Source organism: Turneriella parva DSM 21527, from assembly GCF_000266885.1.
GTDB classification, from domain to species: Bacteria; Spirochaetota; Leptospiria; order Turneriellales; family Turneriellaceae; genus Turneriella; species Turneriella parva.
In genome coordinates this window covers 3,905,804-3,922,159 of sequence record NC_018020.1, presented here as the reverse complement: position 1 = coordinate 3,922,159, position 16,356 = coordinate 3,905,804, and the positions used below count along the sequence as shown (strand labels likewise).

Below are 16,356 nucleotides of genomic sequence, written 5' to 3'. Positions count from 1 at the left end.
GCCTGCGTCCGGGCAGGGCCCCGTTGCCGGCCTGCGCTCATCCCTGCGTCACCTTCCCGTGTTGGTAGTGCGCGGGTTCGAGCACCGTGTCGGCGCGCGACGGTTCGCGGTGCTCGGGATAATCGGTCATGAAGTGCAGGCCGCGGCTTTCTTTTCTCGCGAGCGCCGAACGTATCGTCAGCTGCGCGACGAGCGCGAGGTTTCTGAGCTCGAGCAGGTCGCGCGAGATGATCGTGCGGTTGTAGTAGTCGATGATTTCACCGTAGATGACGTCGACGCGGCGCAGCGCGCGCTCGAGCCGCAGCGTCGAGCGCACGATGCCGACATAGTCCCACATGATCGATCGTATTTCTTTGAAGTCGTGGCTAATGAGAACCCACTCGTCAGGATTTTTAGCGTGCGTGTGGTCCCATTCGGCGATCGTGGCTGCCGCTTTGCGGTGTGCCATAAGTCTCTCAGGCGCGAGGTATTCGATGATATTCACCAGGGCGCGTTCGGCAAATACTATGCCTTCGAGTAGTGAGTTGGATGCAAGCCTGTTGCCGCCATGAACGCCCGTTGACGCAACTTCGCCGATTGCGTAGAGGCGCTCGAGGTCGGTGAGTCCGTCGTGGTCCACCAGCACGCCGCCGCACATATAATGAACTGCCGGTACAACCGGTATGGGTTCAGCTGTGATGTCGATATTGAACTGCACCTTCAGTGTATCATAGATCATCGGAAAGTGTTCTTTCACGAAAGCCGCGTCACGGTGCGAGATATCGAGGTAGACATAATCCAGGCCATCGCGTTTGAGCTCCGCATCGATCGCGCGGGCAACAATGTCGCGCGGGGCGAGCTCGCGCTGTTCATGATAGTCTTGCATGAAGGCGCGGCCGGTCTTGGGGTTTTTAAGAATTGCCCCTTCGCCTCGCATCGCTTCGGTGATGAGAAATGCCGGTGTGCCCGCAGGCTTCTTACCCTTAAGCGCGAGGGCAGTCGGGTGAAACTGAAAGAACTCCATATTGCGCACGCGGCAGCCCGCGCGGTACGCAAGCGCTACCCCGTCACCGGTTGAGACGGGTGGGTTTGTCGTCACGGGGTAAACCCGGCCGGCACCGCCCGACGCGAGAATCGTGTAGTCGGCGAGGTGCAGGTCAATTTCATTGGTGGCGGCATTAAGCACATAGGCTCCGAACACCTGCGATGAATTCGCCTGGTTCAGCATATGGTGTTCGGTCGCGAGTTCGACGACGCAGTGGTTTGTGCGCAGAGTGATATTGGGCTCTGCTGCGACGCGTTCGAGTAAGAACGATTCGAGCGAACGCCCGGTGTGGTCGTGTGTGTGCAATACGCGTGATTCGTTATGGCCGCCCTCGCGCCCGAAATGCAGTTTGCCGTCGTCGCCGCGAGTGAATGGCATGCCAAGGTCGATCAGCTCTTGCACGCGGCGCACGCCCTCACGCACGAGAATATCGACCGCATCTTCGTCGCAGAGCCCCGCGCCGGCCACCAAGGTGTCGGCCTTGTGTTTTTCAGGGTTATCCCAGGTGCCGAGCGCGGCGGCAATGCCGCCCTGCGCATAGGTAGTGGCGGCGTTATCGACTGAGTCTTTGGTGACAATTGTGACGTGCCCGTGCCGGGCAGCCTTCAGCGCAAAAAATAATCCGGCGATGCCCGAACCGATGACAAGAAATCGTGGTTCAGAAGGGGGAGTATCTGCACTCACGGTTCACGCTGTCTAAAAGAAGAAATGTGCCGACCACAGTTTTAAGGCCGAAGGGGCATAACACCAACCTCAGAACGACCGTAGAGACGCCCATTCTGGGCGTCTCTTTGAGCGCGAAAGGGGGTACTTCTGCCGCAAATGGTGGGTCCGAAAATGATCGTTGTTCCAATCAGCACCTTGTCTTCGTGCGTTTATCAATTTAGGGAGACGCCCAGAATGGGCGTCTCTACAGTTTTAACCTTAAAGAAGTATAGAAATCGATGACCCTTTTCTAAGTCGGATAGCCGTGGTCAGCGAAACTGTTCTCTCAACCAATTATTCGTTTCATCAATCACCTGCGCCGGAATCTCATGCTGCCCGGCGAATTCGACGAGTTTGCCCTCGCCGCCATGCTCTGTCAGCAGTGCATACAAACGGTGTGCGGCCTGCACAGGTAGAACAGGGTCATGGGTGCCATGAGACTGAATGAACGATAAAACTTTGCTCTGTGCGCCGTATTTGTTTGCCGCCGTTTGCTCCCAGCCAATGCGGTTCACGAGCGTGCCAGAAAAAACAATAAGCCCCTTGAGATAGCTGCTGTGGTTCAGCATTATTTCGGTCGCGAGCATCGCGCCTTGAGAAAAACCACCAACGATTGTTCTCGCGGGGTCGCACTCGAGTTTTTCCATCGCAGCGATCAGCGTGTCGCGCGCGTCTGCCATGCCGGGGGGCAGGGACTTCGACAGGTCGCGTAATCCCCCTTCGCGGCGAATGCGCTCGATTTCTACCCAGTCGATGTTGAACCAGGCGCGACCCTGCTGGCCGCCATAACCCATGTCGATGCCCAGAATGCCATTGGGAAATATCATGCGCGTGCCTTCGGGAAAATCCAGGTAGGCCGAAAGGCCTGCAAGGTCGTACGCATTGGCTCCATAGCCGTGCATGCAGAAAAAAACAGTGCCGTCGTTCTTCGCTGGCTGCGCTTCGGGATTGGCTTCTGATCGCTTCAATACCTCAACAACCTTCATGCCATCGACGAACTTTTCAACATGCTGCAGGTAACGCATGCCCGACGATCACAAAACGCGAGCGCGCGGGTAAATGAATATGCGGCCCCGTTTTGCTGGGGGGTCATGTTTTTTATGCGGCGAACAATGTTTTCTGCAATGCGCAATGCCTCACGTGAAAAATCGCATAATTCTGATTGACGAAACCCGAACGGGCTGCGATCTACCGCAGACTTTAGTTTTTCCTGAGGAGGAATAAAATGAACGAATATCTTTCAGTACTAAAAAATTACGCAAAATTTGACGGACGTGCTCGCCGCCGCGAATACTGGATGTTCACACTCGTGAACGCCGCAGTGTACGTTGTGCTCAACATTCTCGCGACGCAGGTTTCGCCTTACATCGGCTTCGTCGCCCTCGCGTACATGCTCGGTATTCTTGTGCCTTCAATCGCGGTAGCGATTCGCCGCATGCACGACATCGGCAAGAGCGGCTGGTGGGTTCTTATCGCTCTGGTTCCCCTGATCGGTGGTATCTGGTTTCTGGTTCTCACAGTTACAGCAGGCCAATCAGGTTCTAACGCTTACGGCGCAGACCCAAAGGCGTGATCTGCCCTAACAGGGCGCGGTTTACCGCGTCCTGTTAAGCTTTCTTATGTAAAGAGTCTTGCGCATGCGCGCAACGACGTCACCCGATTCATCTTTCACTTCACACTCATAAACACGGTCGAGTTTTTTTACCTTGGTCAGTTCGGCGCGTATCGCTTCGATCTCCACCTCGGGTATGTGAAATCTTGCCCTCACGGTACCCAAACCCGGCTTCACAAAATCAATCGCCGCCGCTTTGTCCCATACCATATAGCCTTCGCCTAAATTCTGCATCAGCAGAAACATGAAGAATGGGTCGCACATCGAATAGAGCGAGCCCCCGAAATGCGTGCCGACGTAGTTGGTGTTGGTTTCAATCATAGCCATCGAGGATTCAACGGTGTACTGGTCGATCGTTTGTATTTTGATATTGGCGCCTGCATACGGGCCGAATTCGGTGAAGGCCGCGTCAAAGCCCAGTTCATCGCGCAGTTTCTGCCAACGGCCAAACACGGGTTGTTCGAGTTTACGCACGCCTACCGCAACGGACATTCGAGACCGCGTGGCAACGCCCCTGGAAGGTCCCCGAAAAAGGAACGTGTTAGAGCATCTGCGCCACATATTGCTATGGGTATAGAGACAAGACCCAATCTTAATGACACGAGTGTATAATACTTCGCGGTCGACACGCAGTCTGCTATCTGCCGGTTGGTTGGTATTGGTCGGTAGGGGGCAAGGGCCCGCAATTGTCGTAAATAAACGGCCCGAACCGTCGATATTGATACATAGAGACAGTAGATGGTCCGTTCGCTTAAGATATCCTCATTAATGTGCATACTAACATGTGTGCCCGCGATTGTGGCGCTGCAGGGTGAAAGTATCTTTGTAAAAGCCCTCGCTGGTGGCGGGTATTCGTACGTGACGCAAAAAGACGAAACGGCGGGCACGGGGCTCACGTTTACGGGCCCTTTGGGCATTAGCATGCTGCAGGCAGGCGGCTCGCTATCGCCGTCGGTGAAGTTCTATGGCTTCACCGGTTTTTCATTCGGGCCGTCGCCGAAAGTGAAAGCTGATAACCTGAAGATCGACACCGTGTACGATTACTTCTATGTGCTTGACCTGGGCCTGGGGCTGGCGCTCTATAACAAGGGCGGGCAATCGCTTTCGCTCGGCGGGTCAATCGCGCAGAACTACTATAAATATTCCGTGTATGGCGCGCAGGTTGGCACCTATACCCGCCATGGCTGGGGCGCTCACCTCATCGCCGGGCAGGAATTTCCGATGTCTGCGCGATTCAGCTGGGGATTGTCTGCGCTGCTTTATTATGGCCGCGTTTACGACGTGGGCCCGTCGGCCGACGCGCCGGTGACAAACTTGTACGGTGGCATCGCCGTAACCCTCATGTACGATTAGGGCCCGCGCGGCCCCATTTGCCTTTTCCTGCTATGGATTTCCATAGCTATGGTGCAATGCCAGCTATGGAAAATCACAGCTCTCCGACCCTTAAGCGCACTTTGGGCCCGCTCGCCGTCTGGGGCATGGGCGTCGGCTATGTCATCTCGGGAATGTATTTCGGCTGGAACCTCGGCCTGCCGCAAAGCGGGCCCTACGGCATGCTCGTCGCGACGCTCATTATCACGCTCATGTATGTCTGTTTCGTGCTCAGCTACGCCGAACTGGCGGCTGCACTGCCGCGCGCGGGTGGAGTGTTCGTCTATTCGCAGCGTGCGCTGGGCGCGTTCGCGGGGTTTATCGCGGGCCTCGCGCAGAATATCGAATTTGTTTTTGCTCCGCCGGCGATTGCTGCGGCGATCGGCGCTTACCTGAACCTGCTCGTGCCGTCGGTCGATGCGATTGCCTTCGCGATTGCCGCGTATTTTATTTTTACCGCGCTCAATATCTGGGGTGTCAGAGAATCGGCTATCTTCGGCGTCTTCATCACTATTCTTGCGGTGGTGGAGCTACTGCTCTTCACCGGCCTGACGCTGCCGCATTTCAATTTCGCAGCATTCACGAAAGATGCGCTGCCCAATGGCTGGTGGGGCGTCTTACCCGCAATACCGTTTGCGATCTGGTTCTATCTTGCGATCGAAGGCGTCGCGAATATTGCAGAAGAGGTCAAGAACCCGCAGCGCGACCTTTCACTCGGCTTCAACCTTTCGATGGCAACGCTGGCGATTCTGGCGCTGCTCGTATTTTTCGGAGCAATCGGCGTCGCCGGCTGGCAGGCGGTTGTTTACCCACCGGGAAAAGCGACGCCGTCTGATTCACCGCTGCCGCTCGCGCTTGCATTTGTCACGGGCCAGAATCACCCTCTCTATCACCTGCTTGTGTCGATTGGGTTATTGGGACTAATCGCGTCGTTTCATGGCATCTTGCTCGTTGCCGGCCGCACCACGATGGAACTCGGCCGTGCGAGGTATATCCACCATGTTTTCGCGAGGCTGCACCACACCCGGCAGACTCCCGCGAACGCGCTTGCCCTCAACATGCTCATCGGCACGGCAATTTTGCTCACAGGCAAAACCGCGCAGATGATCACGCTCGCAGCGTTCGGCGCGCTTACGATCTACATTCTGGCGATGGTTTCGCTGGTCGTGCTGCGCAAAACAGATCCGAACCTGGCGCGGCCGTTTCGTGCACCGCTCTACCCAGTGACGCCTATTGTTGCGCTGGTTATCGCGGCCTTTTCGATGGCAGCGATGGCATGGTTTAACCAGATGCTGTTTGTGCTCTATGTGTTGATTTTAGCTCTCGGTGCCGTCTATTTCTATGCCGTGCACCTGCGCCGGGAAGGCATTGGGGTGTAAGGGCTGCGCCCGCTTTTCTGGAATTTCACCGTTTTGCAATTTGGCTGGATTGAGAATCGCGGCGACCTGTCGCGTAGCCTTGCCTAAACTTTTGCACTTTGCAGCAGCGGGCGCGATAGCGAATAGGGCGCATGGACGAATTGGCCGACTTCAAAAAAATTCTCGAACGCCTCGAACATGGCGGCGTTAAAAAGGTAAAGGTCGCCGTCGCCGACATCGATGGCGTGCTGCGCGGCAAGTACTTGCACTTCGATAAATTCAGAGCGGCGGCAGAATCGACCTTTGGCTTCTGCAATGTAGTGCTCGGGTGGGATTCATCAGATGTCTGCTACGACAATGTGAAGTATACTGGCTGGCATACGGGTTACCCCGATGCGCTCGTGCAGCTTGACCCGGCAACGCACCGCACTGTGCCGTGGGATAACGACGTGCCATTCTTTCTCGGGCATTTCGTAAAATCAGACATGACTCCGCTTTCGATCTGCCCGCGCCAGGCGCTGCGGCGGGTTATACGAAAAGCCGAGGCAATGGGATTCACCCCGAAAAACGGTATGGAGTTCGAATGGTTTAATTTTCGCGAATCGGCGAAAAGCCTGCACGACAAGGGGTATATCCGCCCCGAACCAATCACCCCGGGCATGTTCGGCTATTCGCTGATACGCGCCGGGCAGGAGCGCGACTTCTTCAACGCGCTGATGGATGAACTGACAGCGTTTAACGTGCCGATTGAAGGGCTGCATACCGAAACCGGGCCAGGTGTCTATGAGGCGGCGATTCTCTACAGTGGTGCGCTTGAAAGCGCCGACCGCGCGACGCTCTTTAAAGCCGGTGCAAAAGACATCGCCGCGCGATTCGGCATCATGCCGAGCTTCATGGCCAAGTGGCACAAAGACCTGCCGGGCTGCTCAGGCCACATGCACCAATCGCTCTGGACGAAAAATGGCGAGAATGCTTTTTACGATGCGGGTGATACTCACAAAATGAGCGCAACCTTTAAGAGTTATCTTGCGGGCCAACTGAAACTCTTGCCCGAACTCTTGCCGTTTTTCGCTCCGACGGTGAATTCTTACAAGCGGCTGGTCGACGGCTACTGGGCGCCCACAAAACCCACCTGGGGCATCGACAACCGCACCGTATCGCACCGCGTGATTCCCGGATCTGAAAAGTCGACGCGGCTTGAGGTGCGCGTCTCGGGTTCAGATGTGAACCCATACCTTTCGGTCGCGGCTTCACTCGCTGCCGGGCTTTATGGCATTGAGAAAAACCTCAAACTTGAAGACGCGCCGGTGAAAGGCAGCGCGTATGCAGAGAGCAGCGTGCCGCGTCTACCCCACAATCTCAGCGAAGCGACGCAGAAGCTCGCCGATTCAAAAATTGCGCGCGAAATTCTGGGTGAAAATCTGGTCGAACACTTCGTCGCCACCCGCAATTGGGAATGGCGGCAGTTTCAGGATTCAGTGACCGACTGGGAAACCCGACGCTATTTTGAGATTATCTAATTGCTCGCTCATGGTGCGGATGAAATCCGCACCATGAGTGCATTCCGCTTTAGTTTTCCCACACCCATCACCTTCGGCGCCGGCGTGCGCAGGCAGGTGCCCGAGCACTTTAAGGGGCAGGGTATCACCTCTGTGATGATTGTCACCGACGAGATGCTGAGCAAGTTGCCGTTTTTTACTGCCTATGCCGACGAGCTCAAAGCTGCAGGGCTCAAGATCGATATCTTCAACGGCGTCAAAGGAAATCCCGTCAAGTCGCAGGTGATGGCAGGCGTTGAGGCCTTTCGCAAGTTTGTCACCCTCAGCCAGTCGAAGGGTGACTGTGCGATTCTTGGAATCGGCGGTGGCGCTGCGCTCGACGTCGCCAAAGCGATTGCGCTCATGGTGAACCATCCAGGCGATGTGTTTGATTACGAAGACGAAAAGCCCGGGGCGCTGCCATTCGATAAAGAAGTTCCCTATTGGATTGCGATTCCCACCACTGCCGGCACTGGCTCAGAAGTTGGCCGCAGCACAGTTGTCGCCGATGATGTCACGCATGTCAAAAAAGTCATTTTCTCGCCGCGTCTTCTCGCGAAGGCCGTTTTCGCAGACCCTGAACTCACGTCTGCGCTGCCGCCTGCGGTGACCGCCGCGACGGGGCTCGACGCAATGACGCACCTGATTGAAGCCTTTCTGGCCAAGGGCTGGCACCCGATGGCCGACGGTATTGCGCTCGAGGGCTTGCACCTTTCTGCCAGAGCGCTGCCTGCGGCGTTCGCGAACGGCAACGATCTCAAGGCGCGCGGCGACATGCTCATGGCGTCGATGATGGGTGCAGTCGCCTTTCAAAAAGGACTCGGCATTGTGCACTCATGCGCACACGCACTCTCGGCGATCGTCGATATGCACCACGGCCTCGCGAACGGCATTATGCTCGACCATGCGCTTGCGTTCAACCTCAAGGCAGTGCCCGACCGATTCGACCGGCTCGCTCAGGCAGTAGGATTAAAAACCGGTGCGGATTTTCTGCCGTGGGTGAAATCGCTCAAGGCCGAACTCAAGATTCCTGCAACACTGAAAGACGCCGGCGTCACCGCCGACAAGGTTGAGCCTCTCGTTAAAGTCGCGATCGCAGACGGTTGCCACCCTTCAAACCCGGTTAGCGTGAGCGAAGCGGATTTTAGAACTATTTTTGCTTCACTCGTGTAATGCGCTTAGTCAGCGCCCGGTTGGGGTAACCCGCTACGTACAATCACTTACCAGATGTGGCCCTGTTGCTGATTGACTCTGCAGTTTTTCTGTGCTATGCCTGCGCAGGAGAACAAGTATGTATACACAAGACATCGAATGCAGCGAATGCCATGAAAAGGTGGGTATCAATGTGGCGCGTATTGTTGAAGACGATTCGTTCGACAATGGAATGGAAACCTGCCGCTACCTTTGCCCCGTCTGCGCGATTCAGGCAAAGAATCGCTTAATGCAGGTGCAGCTGATGGCGGCCCGGGCAACCTGAAGCCATTTCACTGTCAAGCCGGAGCGTCCAGTATAGATTGACAATTCGCCAAGTAACAAAATAATGACTGGCAATGCCGCCGCTGGTCGAGTATTTATTTCCGGTTATCGCGGCATTTGCTGCCGCAGTGGTGAGCAGCTGCGCGGGTTTTGGTGGGGCAATTCTCTTGTTGCCCGTGCTTTCGGCAATCTTCGGCGTGCAGCGCGCGCTGCCGATTCTTGCCTGCGCGCAGCTGGTCGGCAATGCCGCCCGGGCATTGTTCGGGTATGCTGAACTGCAACCACGCATCGTTCTCCTGTTCGCGGTGGGGCTCGTGCCGGCTGCTGTTTTGGGCACGCTTTATCTGACCCAATTTTCAGAATCGACTGCGCGGCCGCTCGTTGCCACGATAGTCTGCATCGCCGCGCTGCTCGAGGCCGGCGAAGCGTTCGGTCGCCTGCCATCGTTCTTCAAAAGTATTAAGCCTCCGCAAGAACCAGGCGCATGGTTCTCTGCAGCTGGCGCGTTCGTCGGGTTCATTTCAGCAATCGGCGGAACGGCAGGGCCGCTACCCAATGCGTTTTTTCTGCGACTACAGCTTTCGCCGGCGGCATACATTGCGAACGAAGGAGCGGCAATGGGGCTGCTGCACCTCGCAAAGCTCGTGTCCTTCGGCCTCGGCGACTGGACACGAACGGCTGATATACCGCTGATGGCAGTGATGGCGGTTTCGATGGTGATGGGAACCTATGCCGGCAAGAGGCTTCTTACACGAATTCCCGTAGCGCGTTACCGAAAAGGCCTCGCCCTGTGGATGATCTTTGCCGCGGCTTCGCTCTTCTTCGTTTCAGCCGATTGACCACAGCACTTTTGCGTGACAGCGCAGCGCGAAAGAGCGGCAATGTTTCATGTCATTACGCAATCCTCATTTCTTTCTCGCGCAACGTTCGGCCTCGCGGCGAAAGGTGGTGTACCTCTTGCTGCTCTTGTTTGCCGGCTTTTCGACTTCTGTCACGGGTGAAACACCGCAGCTGCGGGTCTACATCTCTGTCGATATGGAAGGCGTTGCCGGGGTTGTGAACGAAGCGCAGCTTGCACCCGGCGGTTTCGAATATGAAAAATTTCGCCGCCTCATGACGGCCGAGGCCAATGCGTGCATCGAAGCTGCGTTCGCAGCCGGAGCAACCAAAGTCACGGTCTCTGATTCGCACGGCAACGGTTTGTCGCTCTTGCCTGAAGAGCTGAACCCCAAAGCGCGGCTCATTCGTTCGTGGCCGCGCCCGTTAATGATGATGCAGGGCATCGACGAAGGTTACGACGCGGCGATTCTGATTGGGTACCACGCGTCAATCGGTGTACCCGGCGCGGTGCGGGCGCACACGATGTCATCTAAAAGGTTCTTTGATGTGCGGTTTGGGGGCAAGCATGCGAGCGAAGCGCTGCTCAGCGCGGCAACCGCCGGGCATTTCGCAGTACCGGTTGTTATGGTGACGGGGGACGATCTCGCGGTTGCCGAAGCGAAAAAAGACATCAGCGCGAAAATCGAAGGGGTTGTGGTCAAGCGGGCAATCGGCTATCATGCCGCAGACAGCGTTTCGCCCCAGGCTGCCAGGGCATTGATTTCTGCGGGAACAAAAGCTGCGCTGCAGCGGCTGAAAGAGTTTAGGCCTTATAAGGTGGCGAAACCCGTGAAAGTCGAAATTGCATTCAAGCAGATGCTCAACGCCGAAATTCTCGCGTACCTGCCGATCGTCGAACGCGTCGATGGCGCGACGGTTTCGTTCAGCGGCAAAGATGTGCCCGAGGCGATTCGTTTTATTTCATTTGTCTCGCAGTACAGCAACGCCGAATAGCGCGCCCCGCGGTGGGCATAGCCCGAAAATGCTATAAGCGGTGACTGAGAGAATGGCATTGCCCTGACAATCACATGAAAAGCGAAAGACTTAGAATTGGAATCTCTGCCTGCTTCATGCATAAAGATCCGCAGCGCGCGATTTTTAAAGGCAAAACACTGCTTTATGTCGAAGAATCGCTGGCGCATTGGGTTATGCGGCTCGGCGCGCAGGCGTTCATGATTCCATCGGTGGCAACGGGCGGTAAGGTTGAACTCAGCGAATATGCGGCAGCGCTCGACGGTCTGGTGCTGCACGGCGGCGCCGATGTCGCGCCCGAAAGTTATGGCGAAAAACCGCTCAAAGACGAATGGAAAGGCGACCGCGTGCGTGACCTTTATGAGATTGAACTCTTTAAGGCGTTCAAGGCAGCTGAAAAGCCCGTGCTCGGTATCTGCAGGGGCGCGCAGCTGATCAACGTGGCGCTCGGCGGGTCGCTCTATCAGGATATCAATACGCAGATCGACAAATCGCTTGTGCACCGCGACTGGAACGTGTACGACCAGAACTTTCACGAGATTAAATTCAAACATGGGTCGTACCTCGAGAAAGTCTTCGGTCGCGGCAGCTTTCGTACCAACAGCGTGCACCATCAGGCGCTGAAAGATATTGGCGACGGTCTCACCGTTGAAGCGATTTCAACCGAGGATAATATCGTCGAAGGCATCAAGTACCAGGGTGTACCCTATATCTGTGGTGTGCAATGGCACCCCGAATTTCATGACGATGAAGACAATGCACTGCTCTCAGGCGACCCGCTTTTGAAAGATTTTATGCAGGAGTGCGAAGTGCGCAGAACAGAACTCAAAATGTCCCAGCGCTGAGCGATGGGTGAAGGACAATATGGAACTTGAAGTAATTAATCCGGCGACGGGCAAAGTAATCGGCAAGGTGCCTGCCGACGACAATACGAACATCGAACGCAAATACAAGGCTGCGCGGGCAGCGCAGCCTGCCTGGCAGAGGCTCGGGCTCTCAGCCCGCCTTGAAATTCTGAAGAAATTTCGCGACCGGGTTGAGAAAGACATCGAAGAAGCGGCGCTCGTGCTGACCCGCGACACGGGCAAGCCGATCAGCCAGTCGCGCAATGAGCTCAAGGGTCTTCTCGCGCGTTTCGATTTTTTTCTCGCAGAAACAGAAACGACGGTAGCGACTGAGACAGTGCTGCGTGATGGCACGGCGCTCGTCGAAGAGATCGAACACGAACCGCTCGGCGTAATCGCGAATATCTCTGCGTGGAACTACCCCTGGTTTGTGGGGTCGAATGTGTATGTGCCGGCGCTCTTGACGGGCAACGCAGTGCTCTATAAACCCTCGGAATTTGCGCTGCTTTCGGGGCATCTTATGGAGCGCTACCTGCACGAGGCCGGTGTGCCTTCAGGCGTCTTTGCCCTGGTCTGCGGGCGGGGTGATGCCGGTGCAGCGCTGCTCGAACAGCCAATCGACGGTATTTTTTTCACCGGATCGGTTGCAACCGGCCGCAAGATCGCCGAAGCAGCCGCGAAAAAATTCATTAAAGTGCAGCTCGAACTCGGTGGCAAAGACCCGGCATATATCACCGACGATGTTGACGTTAAGGCGGCCGCTGAGGCCACTGCCGACGGTGCGATGTACAACACGGGACAGAGCTGCTGCAGCGTTGAGCGCATCTATGTGCATGAGAAAATCTATGACCAGTTCGTGCAGAATTTCGTCGAAACAGTGAAAAGTTTCAGGCTGGGCGACCCTGAGCAGAACGATACGTATATCGGTGCATTGACGCGAGGCAAGGCTGCGCTCGACTTTCTCGAAAGCCAGGTTACCGATGCCGCGAAGAAGGGCGCGAAGGTACTGACCGGCGGCAAAAAAGCGGCGACAGCCAGCGGCGTCTATCTCGAACCAGCGGTGCTCACCGAGGTGAACCACGAAATGGAAATCATGCGAGAAGAGAGCTTTGGCCCAGTCATCGGTATCATGAAGGTGAAAGACGACGCCGAGGCCCAGAAGCTCATGAACGACACGCAATACGGGCTTACAGCAGCAGTTTATTGCCGCGACCAGAATCGCGCGCGCGAAATTCTGAAAGGTGTGAATGCCGGCAGCGCCTACATCAACTGCTGTGACCGAGTAAGCCCGCGGTTGCCCTGGTCGGGCCGGGGTGCCAGCGGGGTGGGCCTTACGCTCTCAACTTACGGCATCGAGACTTTCACTCGGCCCAAAGCCTGGCACATTCGCAGTTAGAGTGTTGGGCTTTGCCCAACACTCTAACCGCGTTCAAAAGTGTTCGCGTACCGGTTCGTGTTCGGCGATGAAACGATAGAGCCGCTGCCGCTCGGCGCCGTCTAAGTCGACTGGCCGCAGCAGCCACATGCCGGCGCGGTAAGGTGTAATGCGAATGCGGCACTCAATCGGCTTTTCGGGCAGTTCGAGGGTGAGTTCCCAGAATTCCTGGCGTTTCATCACCCACGGGGGCGGTTCGTTTTGAAACTTCGCTGAAATGGCCCTGTCTGAGGTGCGGTCGGTCATGCCCGAAAAGACCTCGGGCAGTGGCGGCGGTTCGCCTTCGGCAGTTTCGCCGACATCGAGTTCGGGGTGAGGCCATGCAGTGATCGAAAAACCGAGTGGTACCATCGTCATCAGATGCTGGTCACCACGAAATTCAATCGGCCCTTCGTGTTTGAATATCACCGAAGGGCCATTCACTTTAAGAATACCACCGGGAATCAAATAACCGCCGAGCTGCGGGCGGTATGCATAGATGTATGCGGCGCCGGGCCGTATCGGGGCCTTATCGAACAGAGTCAGCAAGACCTGTCCATCTTTCTTTTTCATCACCGTTGCGAGGTAAGACTGCTTGCCGATATCGACTGCGCAGAGCTCGCCTTCGCGCAGGTCGTCGATTTCTTTGATTTCGATGCGACTCGTGGCGCCCGGCAGAATCTTGTCGAAAATTTCGACGCGATCATTGCCCGAGATACCCGTGTGCGAGGCGAGAAATGCCTGCAGGCGGCGCGCGAGCGCCCGCTGTGATGACAGCGCCTCTTCTTGTTCAGCGGGTTTCAGCTCTTTGAAGAAGCGTTCGGCTATGGCGTGCTGGCCTTTCGTTAAGCCGCGGTTCAAGATCACCTGCATGAACCTGTTCGACAGCGCCCACAGCGCACGTTTGCGCTGCAACCGCCACTGCAAATAAATCAGGCCGATAACTACGGCGGCGAGAAAGTAGACGAGGTACCAGACCGAGCCCGCGTCAAAGCCCGCCAGTTCAAGATCTTTCGGCGAAATCTGTAAAAATACCGGCAGCATGCTGCCATCTCTTTCAGGCCTTTAACGGCGTCATGCGGCTTTTCATCAGCGCGATGATTTCGTCGCGTGACAGCTTCTTGTCAGAGAGGTCGACAAAAAATCGGCTCAGAATCTTGTATTGTTTAGCCATCAGCAGCAGCCAGATCATGAAATAGTCGAGTTTGCGAAAGACGATCGAGCGGGTTTCGCGGTAGGTCGCGAGATTGTCGATAAAGTCAGCAGGCATATCGAGAAAATGGCGGTTCATGTTCACATGGTGGCCGATGTGGTAGCCGTCGTTGAAGCACCTCTTGTTGTAAGGCGAGTCAATGAACGTGATGCTGTTGAGGTAGGGGTTTGCGGGGTCAGACGTGTCGACGAATGCGTGCTGTGTCCAGTTGCCGGCCATGAGCAGAAAACGTGTTAATCCCCATGGGATTATAAACACTATCAGCGTCACTTCGGTGTTGAGCCAGAGGCAGGCGGCCATCAGCGCAAACCACGAGAACTCGCCGAGCATCGCTTTGCGAAACAGCGGCCAGCGGCCCCGCCTGATGAAATAGTTGGCGAGCGTAAATATACCGATCGTGGCAAAAGAGATATAATAGTGCAAAAAATGGAGAAAACTGTCGCGACGGTATTTGAGCGTCGAACTCAGATCTTCTTTGAGGTTATTTTCCGGGTGGTGCATGCCCAGGTGGTGCGAGAAGTAGGTATAAGGAGTCATGCCGAAGAAGACGCCGAGCACTGCCTGCGGCCAGAAGTTCAGAAAACGCAGCGAATAGTGAAACAGCGGACGGTGTGAAATATTGTGCAGCATCAGCGTGTACGGCCCCAGATAAAAGAGAAACAGCGCAATGTGCGCGACCGCCAGGTAGGTTCGGTATTCGGGAAAAAGCAGAATGAGTGCCGCGCTGCCCGGTAGCAGAATGCTGAGTTTAATGAGGCAGGTGAGCAAATCGATATCGCGTTCGTCTTTAATAATCGCGAGAACCAGTTTTTTGAAAAATCCACCCAAACGAATGCCAGGTTCGACCGGGTCGGTGCCAATCAGGGTGTTTGCTGCCATGCACAAAAATTCGTGCGAGAGACATGTCGCAAAGGATAAAACATCGCCGCGCAGGCAAACTCGCTTTACAGCGGGAACTTGCGCTCAACTTTACTCTGCGTTCAAACGGCCGGGGTGGTTTGCTCGGGCCTGAACCCAAACGCGGAGGATCAACTCAATGACTACAGAATACATCTGGCCATTCTGGCTCGGGGGGCTTGCGATAGCCGCCGTCTCTGTCGCACTCGTCGTTCTGACGGGTAAATTCTTATCCGTGACGCGAGGCTACGCCAGCGTCTGCTCGATCTTCTCGAAACTAAAATTCTTTCAAAGGCCAGACCTCGGTGGCCCATTCGGATTTCGTACGTTCTTTACCCTCGGTCTGATTGCGGGCGGCGCGCTGGCCGCAGTCACGACGGTCGGCTGGCAGCCGACCTTTGAGCTCGGCAAATTCAATGAGATATGGGGTACAAGCCTCGCCGTCAAGGCGGCAGTGCTGATTGCCGGGGGTTTTTTCTGGGGCTATGGCTCGCGCATGGCCAAAGGCTGCACTTCGGGTAATTCGATATCGGGCCTTTCAAAAGGTTCGCTGGCGAGCCTGGTCGCAACCTGTGGTTTTCTCGTGGCCGGTGTCGCGGTCACTTTTGCGATCGCGCAGATTTCGGGGGTAAACTAATGCTGCGCGCGGTATTTCTGGTGCTCGGCGTCGCATTCGGCTACGTGCTGATTCGTGCGGGCGTATCGAGCTATGACGTCATTCGGGACATGTTTCTATTGAAGTCGTTTCACATGTATGGCGTGCTTGGTGTTGCGGTACCGGTATCTTTCATCTGTGTTCAGTTGTGGAAAAAATGGGGTGGCAGGCCGCTTCTGGGCGGCGAGACTGACTGGAGCATCGAAAAAGTATCAAAGAGCCACGTCATTGGCGGGCTTCTTTCAGGCGCTGGCTGGGCACTCACCGGTGCGTGCCCGGGGCCGGCGCTCGCGATTCTGGGTTATGGCGCGATGTCAGGGCTCTTCATAGTCGCCGGAATTTTTCTCGGCACGTATATCTACGCTCGCTTCGATGATTAACTGTTATTTCGCAAAAG

17 protein-coding genes are annotated in these 16,356 nt (G+C 55.9%); 12 read left to right on the top strand and 5 right to left on the bottom strand.

Features of this window, described 5'->3' with window-relative positions; genetic code table 11:
* Positions 1–37: 37 nt before the first annotated feature.
* Entirely contained in the window at positions 38–1,708 is a 1,671-nt protein-coding gene (nadB, locus tag TURPA_RS18885) for an L-aspartate oxidase (RefSeq protein WP_014804864.1), read from the bottom strand.
* 290 nt (positions 1,709–1,998) lie between these two features.
* Complete coding sequence (locus tag TURPA_RS18880; RefSeq protein WP_014804863.1) at positions 1,999–2,754, bottom strand: alpha/beta hydrolase; 756 nt, start codon at positions 2,752–2,754, stop codon at positions 1,999–2,001.
* A gap of 200 nt (positions 2,755–2,954) precedes the next feature.
* Here TURPA_RS18880 and TURPA_RS18875 point away from each other — a divergent pair, with 200 nt between their 5' ends.
* A complete protein-coding gene (locus TURPA_RS18875) occupies positions 2,955–3,302 on the top strand; it encodes a DUF805 domain-containing protein (protein WP_014804862.1) in 348 nt (115 codons plus the stop codon).
* 21 nt (positions 3,303–3,323) lie between these two features.
* On the opposite strand, the gene TURPA_RS18870 is transcribed toward TURPA_RS18875, so the two are convergent.
* The gene (locus TURPA_RS18870) at positions 3,324–3,833 is read right to left on the bottom strand and encodes a DUF4442 domain-containing protein (protein ID WP_014804861.1); all 510 of its coding nucleotides are present in this window, start codon (positions 3,831–3,833) and stop codon (positions 3,324–3,326) included.
* 276 nt (positions 3,834–4,109) lie between these two features.
* Here TURPA_RS18870 and TURPA_RS18865 point away from each other — a divergent pair, with 276 nt between their 5' ends.
* The 9 genes from TURPA_RS18865 to TURPA_RS18825 all read left to right on the top strand — a co-directional run bounded on the left by TURPA_RS18865 (position 4,110) and on the right by TURPA_RS18825 (position 13,176).
* The gene (locus tag TURPA_RS18865; protein WP_157210597.1) at positions 4,110–4,694 is read left to right on the top strand and encodes a hypothetical protein; all 585 of its coding nucleotides are present in this window, start codon (positions 4,110–4,112) and stop codon (positions 4,692–4,694) included.
* Positions 4,695–4,750: 56 nt separating this feature from the next.
* Positions 4,751–6,091: an ethanolamine permease gene (gene eat / locus TURPA_RS18860; protein WP_157210596.1), complete on the top strand. Its 1,341-nt coding sequence runs from the start codon at positions 4,751–4,753 to the stop codon at positions 6,089–6,091.
* 131 nt (positions 6,092–6,222) lie between these two features.
* A complete protein-coding gene (locus TURPA_RS18855; RefSeq protein ID WP_014804858.1) occupies positions 6,223–7,590 on the top strand; it encodes a glutamine synthetase family protein in 1,368 nt (455 codons plus the stop codon).
* Between the two features lie 33 nt (positions 7,591–7,623).
* Positions 7,624–8,781 carry an iron-containing alcohol dehydrogenase gene (locus TURPA_RS18850; protein ID WP_014804857.1) on the top strand — a complete coding sequence of 386 codons (1,158 nt, stop codon included), beginning with the start codon at positions 7,624–7,626 and terminating at the stop codon, positions 8,779–8,781.
* A gap of 118 nt (positions 8,782–8,899) precedes the next feature.
* A complete protein-coding gene (locus TURPA_RS18845; protein ID WP_014804856.1) occupies positions 8,900–9,085 on the top strand; it encodes a hypothetical protein in 186 nt (61 codons plus the stop codon).
* Positions 9,086–9,158: 73 nt separating this feature from the next.
* The gene (locus TURPA_RS18840; protein ID WP_014804855.1) at positions 9,159–9,923 is read left to right on the top strand and encodes a sulfite exporter TauE/SafE family protein; all 765 of its coding nucleotides are present in this window, start codon (positions 9,159–9,161) and stop codon (positions 9,921–9,923) included.
* 49 nt (positions 9,924–9,972) lie between these two features.
* Entirely contained in the window at positions 9,973–10,917 is a 945-nt protein-coding gene (locus TURPA_RS18835; RefSeq protein WP_014804854.1) for a M55 family metallopeptidase, read from the top strand.
* Positions 10,918–10,991: 74 nt separating this feature from the next.
* Positions 10,992–11,780 (top strand): gamma-glutamyl-gamma-aminobutyrate hydrolase family protein, encoded by a 789-nt coding sequence (locus TURPA_RS18830; protein ID WP_014804853.1) that lies wholly within the window; start codon positions 10,992–10,994, stop codon positions 11,778–11,780.
* 7 nt (positions 11,781–11,787) lie between these two features.
* Positions 11,788–13,176 (top strand): aldehyde dehydrogenase family protein, encoded by a 1,389-nt coding sequence (locus TURPA_RS18825; protein ID WP_281054942.1) that lies wholly within the window; start codon positions 11,788–11,790, stop codon positions 13,174–13,176.
* A 33-nt stretch (positions 13,177–13,209) separates the two neighbouring features.
* Here TURPA_RS18825 and TURPA_RS18820 read toward each other — a convergent pair whose 3' ends face one another.
* Positions 13,210–14,238, bottom strand: coding sequence for a hypothetical protein (locus TURPA_RS18820; protein ID WP_014804851.1), 1,029 nt, complete (start codon positions 14,236–14,238; stop codon positions 13,210–13,212).
* A 13-nt stretch (positions 14,239–14,251) separates the two neighbouring features.
* Positions 14,252–15,286 (bottom strand): fatty acid desaturase family protein, encoded by a 1,035-nt coding sequence (locus TURPA_RS18815; RefSeq protein WP_014804850.1) that lies wholly within the window; start codon positions 15,284–15,286, stop codon positions 14,252–14,254.
* A gap of 157 nt (positions 15,287–15,443) precedes the next feature.
* Between TURPA_RS18815 and TURPA_RS18810 the strand changes: the two genes are divergently transcribed.
* Both TURPA_RS18810 and TURPA_RS18805 read left to right on the top strand, forming a co-directional pair.
* Entirely contained in the window at positions 15,444–15,941 is a 498-nt protein-coding gene (locus TURPA_RS18810; RefSeq protein ID WP_014804849.1) for a YeeE/YedE family protein, read from the top strand.
* A complete protein-coding gene (locus TURPA_RS18805) occupies positions 15,941–16,339 on the top strand; it encodes a DUF6691 family protein (protein ID WP_014804848.1) in 399 nt (132 codons plus the stop codon). The genes TURPA_RS18810 and TURPA_RS18805 overlap by 1 nt, the downstream gene beginning before the upstream one ends.
* The last annotated feature ends 17 nt before the right edge of the window (positions 16,340–16,356 follow it).